At 72.4% G+C, this 14,068-nt stretch carries 12 protein-coding genes; 4 read left to right on the top strand and 8 right to left on the bottom strand.

Annotated features, from left to right (window positions below; genetic code table 11):
* Nucleotides 1–71: 71 nt before the first annotated feature.
* From ACFVFQ_RS28505 to ACFVFQ_RS28530, 6 genes are all read right to left on the bottom strand, one after another.
* Nucleotides 72–605, bottom strand: coding sequence for a hypothetical protein (locus tag ACFVFQ_RS28505; RefSeq protein ID WP_383421189.1), 534 nt, complete (start codon nucleotides 603–605; stop codon nucleotides 72–74).
* 96 nt (nucleotides 606–701) lie between these two features.
* Nucleotides 702–1,190 (bottom strand): hypothetical protein, encoded by a 489-nt coding sequence (locus ACFVFQ_RS28510; RefSeq protein WP_383421194.1) that lies wholly within the window; start codon nucleotides 1,188–1,190, stop codon nucleotides 702–704.
* Nucleotides 1,191–1,284: 94 nt separating this feature from the next.
* On the bottom strand, nucleotides 1,285–2,496 hold the full coding sequence (locus tag ACFVFQ_RS28515) for a helix-turn-helix domain-containing protein (protein ID WP_383421292.1): 1,212 nt from the start codon (nucleotides 2,494–2,496) through the stop codon (nucleotides 1,285–1,287).
* 255 nt (nucleotides 2,497–2,751) lie between these two features.
* Nucleotides 2,752–4,425 carry a phospho-sugar mutase gene (locus ACFVFQ_RS28520; RefSeq protein ID WP_383421197.1) on the bottom strand — a complete coding sequence of 558 codons (1,674 nt, stop codon included), beginning with the start codon at nucleotides 4,423–4,425 and terminating at the stop codon, nucleotides 2,752–2,754.
* Between the two features lie 146 nt (nucleotides 4,426–4,571).
* Nucleotides 4,572–5,387: a purine-nucleoside phosphorylase gene (locus ACFVFQ_RS28525; RefSeq protein ID WP_383421200.1), complete on the bottom strand. Its 816-nt coding sequence runs from the start codon at nucleotides 5,385–5,387 to the stop codon at nucleotides 4,572–4,574.
* Nucleotides 5,388–5,512: 125 nt separating this feature from the next.
* Complete coding sequence (locus tag ACFVFQ_RS28530; RefSeq protein ID WP_274913672.1) at nucleotides 5,513–5,950, bottom strand: gamma-glutamylcyclotransferase; 438 nt, start codon at nucleotides 5,948–5,950, stop codon at nucleotides 5,513–5,515.
* Between the two features lie 86 nt (nucleotides 5,951–6,036).
* Here ACFVFQ_RS28530 and ACFVFQ_RS28535 point away from each other — a divergent pair, with 86 nt between their 5' ends.
* Together ACFVFQ_RS28535 and ACFVFQ_RS28540 are read left to right on the top strand one after the other, a co-directional pair.
* On the top strand, nucleotides 6,037–7,536 hold the full coding sequence (locus ACFVFQ_RS28535) for an NAD(P)H-quinone dehydrogenase (RefSeq protein ID WP_383421205.1): 1,500 nt from the start codon (nucleotides 6,037–6,039) through the stop codon (nucleotides 7,534–7,536).
* A gap of 316 nt (nucleotides 7,537–7,852) precedes the next feature.
* Nucleotides 7,853–8,827, top strand: coding sequence for a DeoR/GlpR family DNA-binding transcription regulator (locus ACFVFQ_RS28540; RefSeq protein WP_383421208.1), 975 nt, complete (start codon nucleotides 7,853–7,855; stop codon nucleotides 8,825–8,827).
* A 221-nt stretch (nucleotides 8,828–9,048) separates the two neighbouring features.
* On the opposite strand, the gene ACFVFQ_RS28545 is transcribed toward ACFVFQ_RS28540, so the two are convergent.
* Nucleotides 9,049–9,696 (bottom strand): TetR/AcrR family transcriptional regulator, encoded by a 648-nt coding sequence (locus ACFVFQ_RS28545; protein ID WP_383421211.1) that lies wholly within the window; start codon nucleotides 9,694–9,696, stop codon nucleotides 9,049–9,051.
* 304 nt (nucleotides 9,697–10,000) lie between these two features.
* Here ACFVFQ_RS28545 and ACFVFQ_RS28550 point away from each other — a divergent pair, with 304 nt between their 5' ends.
* Entirely contained in the window at nucleotides 10,001–11,185 is a 1,185-nt protein-coding gene (locus ACFVFQ_RS28550; RefSeq protein ID WP_383421214.1) for an alpha/beta hydrolase, read from the top strand.
* Between the two features lie 90 nt (nucleotides 11,186–11,275).
* On the opposite strand, the gene ACFVFQ_RS28555 is transcribed toward ACFVFQ_RS28550, so the two are convergent.
* Nucleotides 11,276–13,045, bottom strand: a complete 1,770-nt coding sequence (locus tag ACFVFQ_RS28555; RefSeq protein WP_383421217.1) for an acetyl/propionyl/methylcrotonyl-CoA carboxylase subunit alpha — start codon at nucleotides 13,043–13,045, stop codon at nucleotides 11,276–11,278.
* 461 nt (nucleotides 13,046–13,506) lie between these two features.
* On the opposite strand from ACFVFQ_RS28555, the gene ACFVFQ_RS28560 reads away from it, so the two are divergent.
* Nucleotides 13,507–13,944 (top strand): hypothetical protein, encoded by a 438-nt coding sequence (locus ACFVFQ_RS28560; protein ID WP_383421295.1) that lies wholly within the window; start codon nucleotides 13,507–13,509, stop codon nucleotides 13,942–13,944.
* Nucleotides 13,945–14,068 lie beyond the last annotated feature (124 nt).

The following is a 14,068-nucleotide window of genomic DNA, read 5'->3' on the forward strand; positions in this document are numbered from 1 at the left end:
CGGCCGGTTGGCAGCCCCCGGCCGGGAGGCCCCGCCCTTCAGGCAACGCCGGAGGGCGGGACCGTTTTCCCTCACCGCGCGGGTGGGACCCGCGCGGCATCCTTCAGGGGAGCGCCCGGGACGCTCCCCGCGGGACGGACCGGTGCCGCGAGCCGAGCCCCTCGGCCCGGAGGGGACGGGCGCCGTCCCCGCTCGTGACGTGACCGGTCGGGGGAGTCGTGTGCGGGCGGCGGGTCGTTCGCGTCCCCGTCGTCCTCGCTGTCCGCACTACTGGTGTCGAAGGCGTCCTCCAGCGCGAGCAACCGGGCGCCCCGACTCTCCGAGACCCGGCGGACGTTGGCCAGGTTGGCGTTCAACTCGACGGCCAGCAGGTGGATTTCGCCGGGAGTCCACGCCCGGCCGGCGAGGATGCCGCGGGCCTCCTCGATGAGTTCGGCGGCCGAGTCCATCTGTTCCGCCTCGATCTCGTCGGCGAGGCGGGAGACGTAGCCGGTCCCGTCGCTGCCGAGGAGGTAACAGGGCTTTCCGTCCGGGCTGGTCCAGGGCAGTAGACGGGCGGTGGCCGCGGGGCCCGTGGCGCGCCCTCGCGCGATAGCGTGGCTCATGTCGTCAACTCCGTGTTAGTTGAGGGCCATGCCCCCGGGCCGGTCGGACGGTCGCGGGGGTCTGTACTGATGGCCTGTTGGGGCGTCAGGGAGGGCTCAGGCGTGCTCGACGTCTGTCCGGCCACGCGTCGAATCCATGACGTGCAGGAAACCGCCGGCCGTCTCGACTTCGTGGGCGAACCGCTCGTACTCCTGCGTCACCGGCGAGATCATCGAACGCCGTGCCGTGACCACCGCACCGGCCTCGCCGGACCTGATGTGCTCGACCGCCCGCGCGAGTCCGGTGCGGGCCCTGGGTGGCAGCCCTCCGGCGTCATCCTCGATGACGGCCGTGATCCCCCAACAGAACGCCTCGGCGTACTCCGTGCACTCCTTGCGAAGCTCCGCGAGGTTCGCGTCGGGGACGGCGCATACGTAGATCACGCAGCGGAACCGCTCGATGTGTGCGGCGTCGGCGGGTCCTGCGGCCTCGCTCGCGGAGATGCCCGCTGCGGCGTCCGCGAGGTCCCGTCGGCGTCGTAAGTCGTCCTCGGTTCGACGGGTCATCTGCGGCCCGTCTTCCGGTCGGCACTCGTTGCTGGCCATGCCTCAATCGTGTCCGAACGATCACCCATGGTGAAGTGACGGAGGGTAGGGCAGGGCGAGGACATCGAGCTTCGACTCGTACGTTCCGTGGGACTCAGGCGATCAGTGGCACGCCGATCAGTTCGCTGATGTTGCGCACCCGGGCCACGGAAACCTTGGCCAGGCGCTTGCCGATGACGCCGGGCAGCGCCTGATGCCTGACCCACTCCGGGGCGTCCAGGGCCACTTCGGTGAGGGTGTCGGCGGCTCGGTCGTAGAGCTTTGCCTCGCATTGGGCCAGGGCGACGTCGAGCCGGTAGCGGTTGCGGGCGACCTTCGACATGCTCTTGGGGAGCTTCTTCATGTCGGGCTGATCGGCCAACTGGAGCGCGCGCCCGTAATTCTTCAGTGCGACCTGGATGCCAACTGCCTCGGCTTTCGTGGCAGTTGGGCCGAAGTGGGTCCCGTACAGCTTCTCGTCGCGGCCAAGCCGCGCCGCAGCGGCAAGTGCTTGGGAAATGTAGTCATCGGCCGCACGCTCGTCCTCACGCCTTGACGCGGCAACGGCCGCGGAGATCATCAGGCGTCCGTAGGCGAGAAGTTCGGGACGTGGGGCCCTGCTGAACGACGGTTCGATCGCCAATGCCGCTCGTTCGGCCACCGAGACGGCCCGGGGCATCTTGGCGCCGCGCAGGTAGATCCAGGACAGCGTGGATTCGAGCAGCGCTGACATCACGGGATCGGCAGCCTCTTTGGCCAGGAGCTTTGCAGAGGTAAGTGCGCTCAACGCGAGGTCACGATGCCCAAAGCCGTTCGCGCAGGATGCAGCGACCCGGTACGTGCTCGCAAGGACCAAGGCCAACCGTGCGCGCTCGGTTCCCGTGGTGCTGTTGAGCCGAACTTGGCCTTCCATAAGGACCTTTGAGGCGAGGCTGCTCACCTTCGCGGTATCGCTGGCCCAGTAGGCGGCCCACGCCAGGTCGCGGACCTCTGTCAGTTCGGCCAGGGTGCTCGGATCGCCGACGCCGTCCCACTGCCCGAGCGCGCTCTCGTGTACGGCGTCGGACAAGTGGCGCAGCGCGGCGCGGTCATCGCGGTTCATCCCCCGCCGCGGCGACTGCTGCCCCAGGATCACCGCAACGTCGGTCTTGAGCGCGTTGGCGAGCTTCAGGAGCGAACCCACGGACAGTTCGCCGCGATCCTGCTCGGCCTTCTGCACTAGGGCGAGCGAGACACCCGCGGCCTCGGCGAGTCCCTGCTGCGTCAGATCCGAACCCCGCAGGTGCTTGATGCGCTTGCCAGTCGTAAGGTCGGCCCAGTTGCTCACGATCACCTCGGTGGGTTGCTCAGGCGGAGCGGCTGCTTCGATGGTAGGCGGCACCACCGACGCGCCCGCGGCGAACGGAACAACCGAACGACTGGGCGGCGTCCGGCGCAACCCCTCACAAGAAAATTCCCTCCCCAGGGTGTGCCACACCTCCGGGCATTTGTCGGGGTGTTGGGGTGATACGCCCTCTGCCCAAACGGCAGGGGCCGGGCTCCGAAGAGCCCGGCCCCTATACGCACGTGAATTGACGTGTCGTCAGATCCCCGCCGCCGTCGACAGGTCCCGCTTGAGCGCGGTGAGGGTCGTCGTCGCCCGCTCTCGGGCCGTCGGCAGGCCCGTCGCGTCGGCTACCGGCACCACGACCTCCAGGTAGCACTTGAGCTTGGGCTCGGTGCCGCTGGGGCGGACGACCACGCGGGCCGCCTCGATGCCGTCGGCGGGGGAGCCCGCCAGGTAGTAGCGCAGCCCGTCGGTGGGCGGCAGGTCGGGGCCGCCCGCGTTCAGGTCGTCGGCGCGGGAGACGGTCAGGCCCGCCAGCGCGGTCGGCGGCTGGGCGCGCAGCCGGCGCATCGCGTCGGCGATCAGCGACAGGTCGGTGACCCGCACCGAGAGCTGGTCGGTGGCGTGCAGGCCGAATTCCACGGCGAGGTCGTCGAGGAGGTCGGTCAGGCCGCGGCCGGACTGCTTCAACTCGGCGGCCAGTTCGGTGATGAGGAGGGCCGCGGTGACGCCGTCCTTGTCGCGGACGCCCTCGGGGTCGACGCAGTAGCCCAGCGCCTCCTCGTAGGCGTAGCGCAGGCCGTCGGCCCGGGCCAGCCACTTGAAGCCGGTCAGCGTCTCCTTGTAGGGCAGCGAAGCGCCGCCCGCGATACGGGACATGAGCTGGGAGGAGACGATGGTGGTCGCGAAGGTGCCGGTGGCGCCCTTGCGCACCAGGTGCGCGGCGAGCAGCGCGCCGACCTCGTCGCCGCGCAGCATCCGCCAGCCCTCGGGGGCACCGGGGTCCGGGACGGCGACGGCGCAGCGGTCCGCGTCCGGGTCGTTGGCGATGACGATGTCGGGGGCGGCCTTCCGGGCGGTGGCGAACGCGAGGTCCATCGCGCCCGGCTCCTCCGGGTTGGGGAAGGCGACCGTGGGGAAGTCCGGGTCCGGCTCGGCCTGTTCGGCGACGACCGTCGGGGCCGGGAAGCCGGCGCGGGCGAACGCGGCGACGAGGGTGTCCCGGCCGACGCCGTGCATCGGGGTGTAGACCACGTCGACGGAGCGGGGGGAGCCCGGGGTGAGGACCGCGTCGGTGCGCTCCAGGTAGGCGGTCAGGACGGTGTCGTCCAGGGTTTCCCAGCCGGCCTCCGGGCGGGGCACGTCGGCGAGGGAGCGGACCGCGGCGATCCGGTCGGCGATCTCGCCGTCCGCGGGCGGGACGATCTGCGAGCCGTCGCCGAGGTAGACCTTGTAGCCGTTGTCGCGGGGCGGGTTGTGGCTGGCGGTCACCTCGACGCCGGCCACCGCGCCCAGGTGCCGGATGGCGAACGCCAGGACGGGGGTGGGCAGCGGGCGCGGCAGGAGCGCGGCGCGCAGCCCCGCGCCGACCATCACGGCCGCGGTGTCCCGGGCGAAGTCGGCGCTCTTGTAGCGGGCGTCGTACCCGATGACGACCAGGCCGTCGCCCTGCCCCTGGTCCTTGAGGTACGCGGCGAGGCCGGCCGCGGCCCGGATGACCACCGCGCGGTTCATCCGCATCGGGCCGGCGCCCAGTTCGCCGCGCAGCCCGGCGGTGCCGAACTGGAGGGTGCCGGCGAACCGGGCCGCCAACTCCTCGTGCCGGCCCGCCTCGATGAGCCCGGCCAGCTCGTCCCGGGTCTCCGGGTCGGGGTCCTCGGCCAGCCACGTCTGGGCCCGGTCGATCAGCTCCGCGGGAACGGTAGCCACGTGATGCTCCTGCCTGTGGGTGCGATGTGGGGGAGGGGCGTGCGGGGCCCGCGTTCGCCGGCGGTCCGGGCCGGCCACGGGTCCGTGCCGGCCACGGGACCGGGCCGGCAGGGCGGGCGCCGCGGCCCGCCCGGTGCCGGTACCGGCTAGATCTTGCCGAGGACCCGGCCGAGCAGCGTGCCCATCGCGATCGCGGAGTCGCGGCCGGCCTGGAGCACCTCCTCGTGGTTGAGCGGCTCGCCGGTCATGCCGGCGGCGAGGTTGGTCACCAGGGAGATGCCGAGCACCTCGGCGCCGGCCTCGCGGGCCGCGATGGCCTCCAGGACGGTGGACATGCCGACCAGGTCGGCGCCCATGGTGCGGAGCATCCGGATCTCGGCCGGGGTCTCGTAGTGCGGGCCGGGGAGCTGGGCGTAGACGCCCTCCTCCAGGCTCGCGTCGACCTCCTTGCACAGCGCGCGCAGCCGCGGCGAGTACAGGTCGGTCAGGTCGACGAAGTTGGCGCCGGGGATCGGCGAGGTGGCGGTGAGGTTGAGGTGGTCGCTGATGAGCACCGGCTGGCCGGGGCGCATGCCGTCGCGCAGACCGCCGCAGCCGTTGGTGAGCACCACGGTCTTGCAGCCGGCGGCGACGGCGGTGCGGACGCCGTGCGCGACGGCGGCGACGCCGCGGCCCTCGTAGAAGTGGGTGCGGCCGAGGAAGACCAGGGCGTGCTTCTCGCCGATCTTGTACGAGCGGATCTTGCCGCCGTGGCCGGCGACGGCCGGCGGCGGGAAGCCGGGCAGCTCGGTGACCGGGAACTCGTGCTCGGGCGCGCCCAGGGCCTCGGCGGCCGGGGCCCAGCCGGAGCCCATGACCAGGGCGACGTCGTGCTGCTCGATGCCGGTGAGCTCGCGGAGGCGGGCGGCCGCCGCGTCCGCGGCGCCCTTCGGGTCGATGTCCGGGGTAACAGATGCGTTCACGCGGACGAGGGTAGCCGGTCTTCCCCTACGCGCGTAGATGTCACTGCCCACGGGTCTGTGGGCGCCGGCTTGTGGCTTTTGCCAAAGGGGTCCAAGGGCCGCGCGGCCGGACAGGAGGGGCCGCGTCAGCAGGGCCGCTTGCGGATCTCCATCACGTAGTCGTGCGGGGCGCCGGCGGACTCGGCCGCGTCGGCGATCTCGCCGAGGTAGCGGGCCGAGGGGAGGCCGCCCTCATAGCCGTTGAGGACGTAGATCCAGGCGGTCTCGTCGCCGTCGAGGGTGTGCACCCGGACCCGCATCCGACGGTAGATGTCCAGGCCGACGCCCTCCCAGCGGTCCATCGACTCCTCGTCCCCGGGGGCGATGTCGTAGAGCGCGACGAAGAGCTGCGAGCCGGGGTCCTCGACGACCGTCGCCAGGGCGCCCTCCCACCCCATCTGCTCGCCGCCGAACGTGAGCCGCCAGCCGTTCAGCCAGCCGGTGCCGCGCAGTGGGGAGTGCGGAGCGCGGCGGGACATCAGCCGCGCGTCGAGGTTGCCGGCGTACGCGGCGTAGAGCGACATGCTTCCGAGGGTACGGGAGGTTCCCCGTTGGGCTCGTGGTACCGGAGGTTCGTACGAGGGTGGGGGAGTGCACATGCCCGGCGCCCGTGCCAGGGCGCCGAGCGCCCCCGGGGGAGAGCCACGGACGGGCGTGCGGGACAATGGAGTACGTGACTCGGATCGTGATCATCGGTGGTGGACCCGGCGGATACGAAGCAGCCCTGGTGGCGGCCTCGCTCGGCGCGGAGGTGACCGTCGTCGACTGCGACGGTCTGGGCGGGGCGTCGGTGCTGACCGACTGCGTTCCGTCGAAGACGCTCATCGCCACGGCCGAGGTGATGACCACCTTCGACTCCTCCTACGAGGAGTTGGGCATCATCGTCGAGGACGGCACCCCGGACGCGGACCATCCGGCCCGGGTCGTCGGGGTCGACCTCGGCAAGGTCAACCGACGGGTCAAGCGGCTGGCGTTGGCCCAGTCCCACGACATCACCGCCTCCGTCACCCGCGCCGGCGGCCGGGTGCTGCGCGGCCGCGGCCGGCTGGAGCCGGGGCAGGCGCCGGACGGCTCGCGCAAGGTCACGGTCACCGCCGCCGACGGCACGACCGAGGGCCTGATCGCCGACGCCGTGCTGATCGCCACCGGCGCCCACCCGCGCGAGATCCCCGACGCCCTGCCGGACGGCGAGCGGATCCTGAACTGGACGCAGGTCTACGACCTCACCGAGCTGCCCGAGGAACTCATCGTCGTCGGATCCGGCGTCACCGGCGCCGAGTTCGCCGGCGCCTACCAGGCGCTGGGCTCCCGGGTCACCCTGGTCTCCTCGCGGGACCGGGTGCTGCCGGGCGAGGACCCGGACGCGGCCGCCGTGCTGGAGGACGTCTTCCGCCGCCGCGGGATGAACGTCATGGCGCGCTCCCGGGCGCAGTCCGCGAAGCGGGTGGGCGACCGGGTCGAGGTCACCCTCGCCGACGGCCGGACGATCTCCGGCACGCACTGCCTGATGGCGGTGGGCTCCATCCCGAACACCGAGGGGATCGGCCTGGAGAGCGCCGGCGTCCGGCTCAAGGACTCCGGCCACATCTGGACCGACAAGGTCTCCCGCACCACCGCCCCCGGCGTCTACGCCGCCGGCGACTGCACCGGCGTCTTCGCGCTGGCGTCCGTCGCCGCCATGCAGGGCCGGATCGCGATGTACCACTTCCTGGGCGACGCGGTCACCCCGCTCAACCTCAAGACGGTCTCCGCCAACGTCTTCACCGACCCGGAGATCGCCACCGTCGGCTACTCCCAGGCCGACGTCGACAACGGCGTGATCGACGCCCGGGTGGTCAAGCTGCCGCTGCTGCGCAACCCGCGGGCCAAGATGCAGGGCATCCGCGACGGCTTCGTGAAGCTGTTCTGCCGCCCGGGCACGGGCATCGTGGTCGGCGGCGTGGTCGTCTCGCCGCGGGCCAGCGAGCTGATCCACCCGATCTCGCTCGCGGTCGACAACAACCTGACGGTCGAGCAGATCGCCAGCGCCTTCACCGTCTACCCGTCGCTGTCCGGCTCGATCGCCGAGGTGGCCCGCCAGTTGCACACCCGGAAGGCGTCCGGCGCATGACCGGCGCCCGCCGGCGCACGCCAGGCGCCGGCGGGGTGGCGGGCCACAAGCGGTCCCCTGGAATATTTGTGCCCACGATGGGCACTTGGGGTGAAACGGTCCTGCATGGACGGGTCCGGACAACTCGCCCCATGGGCCCTCGGTCGGCCGCCGAGAGTGCAACTGACCAGGCAGCGCGTGGGTTTGTGCACGCACGGTGACTGGGATTGAGGCATGTGCATGCCGCATACCACGTGAAGCGATGCCGTGTGAACAACTTCCGTTAATTGGTGCAACCTGCTGAAAACAGACGGTCGTTGGCGTTACTGTCAGTTTCGTGTTCGCTGCAGAACGTCGCCAATTGATCCTAGAAATGGTGCGCGCCAACGGGGCCGTGTCGCTCCGTGAGCTCGCCCGCGTCGTCCAGACCTCCGAAGTGACCGTACGGCGCGACGTCCGGGCGCTGGAGGCAGAGGGACTGCTCGACCGCCGGCACGGCGGAGCGGTCCTACCGGGAGGTTTCACCCGGGAATCCGGCTTCCCACAGAAGTCCCACCTCGCGACCGCCGAGAAGACGGCCATCGCCGATCTCGCGGCCGGTTTCGTCGAGGAGGGCGAGGCCATCGTCGTCGGGGCCGGGACCACCACCCAGGAGCTGGCCCGCCGGCTCGCCAGGGTGCCCGGCCTGACCGTCGTCACCAACTCCCTACTGGTCGCCCAGGCGTTGGCCCATGCCAACCGCGTCGAAGTGGTGATGACCGGCGGGACCCTGCGCGGTTCCAACTACGCGCTGGTCGGCAGCGGTGCCGAGCAGTCGCTCCAGGGACTGCGGGTCTCCCGGGCCTTCCTGTCGGGCAGTGGGCTGACCGCCGAGCGCGGGCTGTCCACCTCCAACATGCTCTCCGCCAGCGTCGACCGGGCGCTGGTGCAGGCGGCGGGGGAGGTGGTGGTGCTCGCCGACCACACCAAGCTGGGCTCCGACACCATGTTCCAGACCGTGCCGACGGACGTCATCACCCGGCTGGTGACCGACGAGCCGCCCGCCCACGACGACCGGGCCGCCACGGAGCTCCAGGCGCTCGCCGACCAGGGCGTCCAGATCGCCGTCGCCAGCGGCTCGTTGCCCGGCCAGGCGCCGGGCGGGCCCGGTCTGGAAGCCGCCCCGCCCGAGCGTCGGGGCCCGCGGCGGGACGTGCCGCTGCCGGGCCAGCGGCGCAGCCACCCGGGCGCCCCGGCCGGCGCGCCCCAACTGCGGTCGGCGGGCTCGCTGGCGGACGGTCGAGTGGCCGACCTGGCGCCCCGGCGCCGCTGAGCGGCGCCGGGAGAGCGGGCGCCGGGCACGACGGCACGGCCCGGCGTCGGCCGCCCCTGGGGGCGCCGGGGCCCGATGCCCCTGCGTCCGCCGTCCCCACCAGGGCCGGTACGACGGGGCGTTGGGGCTGACCGGAACGGTGGGGCGGTGCGGCCTGCCGCTCGGCGAGGCCGAGGGTGCGGCGCCGGAACGCCCCTAGGGCCTGTCCGATGGGTCAGCCCCTAGGCCGTCTCCGCCTTCAGGCCGCGCAGGGTCAACGTCAGCAGCCGGTCGGCCAGTTCGGGGTCGTCGGGGGACTCCTCGGCGGCCAGCGCGATGCCGTTGGTGAGCTGCATCAGGTCGCCGATCACGACGTCCCGGCGCACCGCGCCGGCCTGTTGAGCCCGGGCCAACAGCGCGGCGCCGGCCGCGCCGAGCGGCACGCTGCACCGCGCCATCCCGGAACTCTCGTCCGCCGAGGCGGTCATCAGGGCCCGCGACAGGCCCCGGTAGGTGCTGGCATGGGTGATCAGCGTGCGCAGCCAGTCGACCAGCGCGGTGCAGGGCTGCGGCGCGTCGGCCAGCTCCCGGGCGTAGGCGAGCAGCGCCTCCACCTCGCCCTGGAAGACCGCGCCCATCAGGGCGGTGCGGTTGGGGAAGTGCCGGTAGAGGGTGCCGATGCCGACGCCGGCGCGGCGGGCGATGTCCTCCAGCGAGGTGTCCGTGCCGTGCTCGGTGAAGGCGGTGCGGGCCTCGGCCAGCAGCCGCTCGTAATTGCGGCGCGCATCGGCCCGCATGGGGCGTGCCGCGGGCGCACCCGCGGACGCCGGCGCCCCCGCCGGTGCGTGCGCCGCAGCGGCCCGCCGCTGCCCTGCCGTCTCGGTCGCCATCCGCCGTCCTTCCTCGATCCGGCCGGTTCTGGGGCCTGTCTGGTGGATCAGGGTCGGACAGGCCCTGGGCCCGGATGGGTCCAGCATGCCATCGCGCCGCCGGCGGCCGGGCCGGGTGTGGATACCCCGGGCTCCGGTGGACGGGCGGCGGCCGGCCGGTGACGCCCCGGAATACCCCCCGCGTCGGGCCGGCGAACTCCTGGGAACACCCGCAACGTCGACGTTCCAAGGGCCATCAAACCAGGCGCAAAGAGGTCTTCCGGGGACGGTCCGGAGGCCGCCTCGGAAGTCTGGGGAACTACGCATGGGACTGACCAGCCGGCCACTGCTGTACGTCGTGATCACCCTCGCCGTGGCCTGCGTGGCACTCACGGTGTGGATCTGGCCCCGGCTCGCCGGGCGCGGGCCACGGGCGGTGCTGGGGCGGCTCGGCGCGCTCGCCGCGACCCAGTTGGTGATCGTGGCCGTGCTCGGCCTGGTGGTGAACTCCAGCTTCCAGTTCTACGCGTCCTGGCACGAGCTGCTCGGCCTGTACGACGGGGCGCCCGCCGCGGTCGGCAAGTGGGGCAACGAGGGCACCGCGGGGCCGGCCGGCGACCCGTCGAAGGGGCTGGTGCAGGCGTCTGGCCCGGAGGGGCTGGACAAGGTGCACGGGGTGCCCACGGGGCCGCCGGAGAAGAACGGCAAGGTCGAGACCGTGCGGATCGTCGGCAAGCGCACCAAGGTGGTCGACCCGGCCTATGTCTACCTGCCGCCGCAGTACTTCCAGAAGCAGTACGCCCGCCAGCGCTTCCCGGTCATCGTCGCGCTGGCCGGCTACCCGGGCGGGATATTCCTGCTGGGCCAGCACCTCAGACTGCCCGAGACCGCCACGAAGTTGATCCGCAACGGCTCCCTCCAGCCGTCGGTCATCGTGATGTTGCGGCCCACCATCGCCCCGCCGCGGGACACCCAGTGCGTCGACGTCCCCGGTGGCCCGCAGGCCGAGACCTTCTTCGACCAGGACGTCCCCGAGGCCCTCAAGTCGCACTACCGGGTGGGACACGACCCGTCCGCCTGGGGCGTCCTCGGCTACTCCTCCGGTGGAAGCTGCGCCCTCCAGCTCGCCATGCGCCACCCCCGCACCTACACCGCGGCGGCCGCCCTCTCGCCCGACTACAAGGTGTCCAACGACCCCACCACCGGGAACCTCTTCGGCACCGACAAGGACCGCGGCGCCCGCCGCGAGCAGCACGACCTGATGTGGCGCCTGGCGCACCTGCCCGCCCCCGCCGTCAACGTGCTGATCGGCACCAGCCGCAGCGGCGAGAACAACTACCCGGCGGCCAGGGCGTTCCTGGCCGCGGTCCGCCCGCCCATGAAGGCGGACGCGATCGTGCTCGACCACGGCAGCCACAACTTCGCCACCTGGCGGCGCGAACTGCCCGCCGCGCTCCAGTGGATGAGCCGGACGCTGGTGTTCCCGGAGGAGGTCGTGGGCACGTCGTAGCCGCCCGCGGCACCGCGGCGCACAACGGGGCGGGCCTCCGGTCCCAAAGGCACCGGGGGCCCGCCCCTTCGTACGGTCCGTCAGGCCGCGTCAGTCCTTGATCTCGCAGATCACCGCGCCGGAGGTGAGGGCCGCGCCCACCTCGGCGGCCAGGCTCTTGATGGTGCCCGCGCGGTGCGCGTTGATCGGCTGCTCCATCTTCATCGCCTCCAGGACGACGACGAGTTCACCCTCGGCGACCTGCTGGCCCTCCTCGACGGCGACCTTGACGATGGTGCCCTGCATCGGGGACGCCAGGGTGTCGCCGGAGGCCGCGCTGCCGGACTTCTTGGCGGCCTTCCGCTTGGGCTTGGCGCCCCCGGCGACCGCGGCGCGGGCCAGCGGCATGCCCAGCGACGCCGGCAGCGAGACCTCCAGCCGCTTGCCGCCGACCTCGACCACGACCGTCTCGCGGGTGTCGGCCTCGCCCTCCTCGCCACCGGGCGCGGTGAACGGCGGGATCTCGTTGACGAACTCGGTCTCGATCCAACGGGTGTGGACCGTGAACGGCTCGGCGGAGCCGGTCAGTTCGGGGGCGAACGCCGGGTCCTTGACGACCGTGCGGTGGAACGGGATGGCGGTCGCCATGCCCTCCACCTGGAACTCGTTCAGCGCCCGGGCGGCGCGCTGGAGCGCCTGCTCGCGGGTGGCGCCGGTGACGATCAGCTTGGCCAGCAGGGAGTCCCAGGCCGGGCCGATGACCGAGCCGGCCTCGACGCCGGCGTCCAGGCGGACGCCCGGGCCGGTCGGCGCGGCGAACGCGGTGACCGTGCCGGGCGCGGGCAGGAAGTTGCGGCCCGGGTCCTCGCCGTTGATCCGGAACTCGAAGGAGTGGCCGCGCACCGCCGGGTCGTCGTAGCCGAGCTCCTCGCCGTCGGCGATCCGGAACATCTCGCGGACCAGGTCCAGGCCGGTGACCTCCTCGGTGACCGGGTGCTCCACCTGGAGACGGGTGTTGACCTCCAGGAAGGAGATGGTGCCGTCCTGGCCGACGAGGAACTCGCAGGTGCCGGCGCCCTCGTAGCCGGCCTCCTTGAGGATGGCCTTCGACGCGCGGTACAGCTCGGCGTTCTGCGCCTCGCTCAGGAACGGCGCGGGGGCCTCCTCGACGAGCTTCTGGTGGCGGCGCTGGAGCGAGCAGTCACGGGTGGAGACGACGACCACGTTGCCGTGCTTGTCGGCCAGGCACTGGGTCTCGACGTGCCGCGGGCGGTCGAGGTAGCGCTCGACGAAGCACTCGCCGCGGCCGAAGGCGGCGACCGCCTCGCGGACCGCGGAGTCGTAGAGCTCGGGGACCTCTTCGAGGGTGCGGGCGACCTTCAGGCCGCGGCCACCCCCGCCGAACGCCGCCTTGATCGCGATCGGCAGGCCGTGCTCCTTGGCGAACGCCACGACCTCGTCGGCCCCGGAGACCGGGTCCGGGGTGCCGGCGACCAGCGGGGCGCCGGCGCGCTGCGCGATGTGCCGGGCCGCGACCTTGTCGCCGAGGTCGCGGATGGCGTGCGGCGGCGGGCCGATCCAGGTCAGGCCGGCGTCGAGCACGGCCTGCGCGAACTCGGCGTTCTCGGAGAGGAAGCCGTAGCCGGGGTGGATGGCGTCGGCGCCGGAATCGGCGGCCGCCTGAAGGACCTTGGCGATGTCCAGGTAACTGGTGGCAGGGGTGTCACCGCCCAAGGCAAAAGCCTCGTCCGCGGCACGGACGTGCAGGGCGTCCCGGTCCGGGTCGGCGTAGACCGCTACGCTCCCGATCCCGGCGTCCCGGCATGCACGGGCAACGCGGACAGCGATTTCGCCACGGTTGGCGATGAGCACCTTGCGCACGATGGGTCCTTCCTGGGCGCTACGCCGCAACACACTGAACGCAGCGAGTTTAGGGACTGACGACACCGCGTGCCGACCCGTTCCCTGGGGTGAGCTTGCCCACACGGAGCGTGCACGCGGCGATGATGAGGGACCAAAGTCCGTTGGAATCCCAGGGTAGGCCCGGATTCCACGGCTCCGGCTCGTGGCACGGTGTGGCCTAGGTCTCGAACTGTGGACGTCCGGCGAACCGTCAATTCTTTGTGGAGTCCCTACGAATGGGCGAGTGAAAGTTTTCGGGTGGGCGCGGCGGGTGGGGGGATGACGGAGGGGGGTCGCAGACCGTCCTGCAGACCCCTTGCCGTGACCGTTACCCGTTAGTAGCGTGCGGGATGCTTTCTGTACTCCCGGTAACGGTTCGTTGGGGCGGCGCACGGCCCGCGCGGGCGGCGCGGACCGGCGGAGGAAATGGGGTGGGCGGCATGGTGGTGGCGCGCAGACCGGTGGCCCTGGTGGCGGCGGTGGTGCTGATCCTGGAGGCGGCCGGAATCCTGCTGCTGAACTGGATCCTGAGCATCGTGGTCGACCGGCAGCAGATGTCCCTGGCCGGGCTGCGGCCCGGCGCCATGTCCACCGGCGCCTGGGCCGGCGGCGCGCTCTTCGCCCTCTTCCTGCTCTTCTGCGCCACCGTGCTGCTCTACGGCGGCGCCCGCGACCGGGCGCCGGGACGCCTCCCGCGCCTCGCGCTGATCTGCTGCGCCGTGGTGCACGGCGTCCTCGGGGCGTTCGCCGTCGGGCTGGTCGGCTGGCCGGCGTTCGCCGCCGCGATGGTGGTGCTGGCGCTGCTCGTGCTGACCCTGGTCGCCTACGCCGAACCCCGCCCCGCCCCGGCCTCGACCGAGGGCCCCGCCACCGCCTGACCTGACGAACTCCCCGTCCGTCGGCCCCCGTTGGACGTCGCCCCGCGGCCGTCCCGATCACCCTTGTAGGCTCTTCGGGCCGTTCGCCGCACGCCCGCCCCACGGGCCGGGCCGCGAACGGTGA

The organism is Streptomyces sp. NPDC057743 (genome assembly GCF_042798755.1).
Lineage (GTDB): Bacteria > Actinomycetota > Actinomycetes > Streptomycetales > Streptomycetaceae > Streptomyces.

Excerpts from the sequence above, each read along its gene's own strand:
- ACFVFQ_RS28505 (WP_383421189.1), bottom strand. The coding sequence starts at position 605 with ATGAGCCACGCTATCGCGCGAGGGCGCGCCACGGGCCCCGCGGCCACC.
- ACFVFQ_RS28510 (WP_383421194.1), bottom strand. The coding sequence starts at position 1,190 with ATGGCCAGCAACGAGTGCCGACCGGAAGACGGGCCGCAGATGACCCGT.
- ACFVFQ_RS28530 (WP_274913672.1), bottom strand. The coding sequence starts at position 5,950 with ATGTCGCTCTACGCCGCGTACGCCGGCAACCTCGACGCGCGGCTGATG.
- ACFVFQ_RS28545 (WP_383421211.1), bottom strand. The coding sequence starts at position 9,696 with ATGGCGACCGAGACGGCAGGGCAGCGGCGGGCCGCTGCGGCGCACGCA.
- ACFVFQ_RS28550 (WP_383421214.1), top strand. The coding sequence starts at position 10,001 with ATGGGACTGACCAGCCGGCCACTGCTGTACGTCGTGATCACCCTCGCC.
- ACFVFQ_RS28560 (WP_383421295.1), top strand. The coding sequence starts at position 13,507 with ATGGTGGTGGCGCGCAGACCGGTGGCCCTGGTGGCGGCGGTGGTGCTG.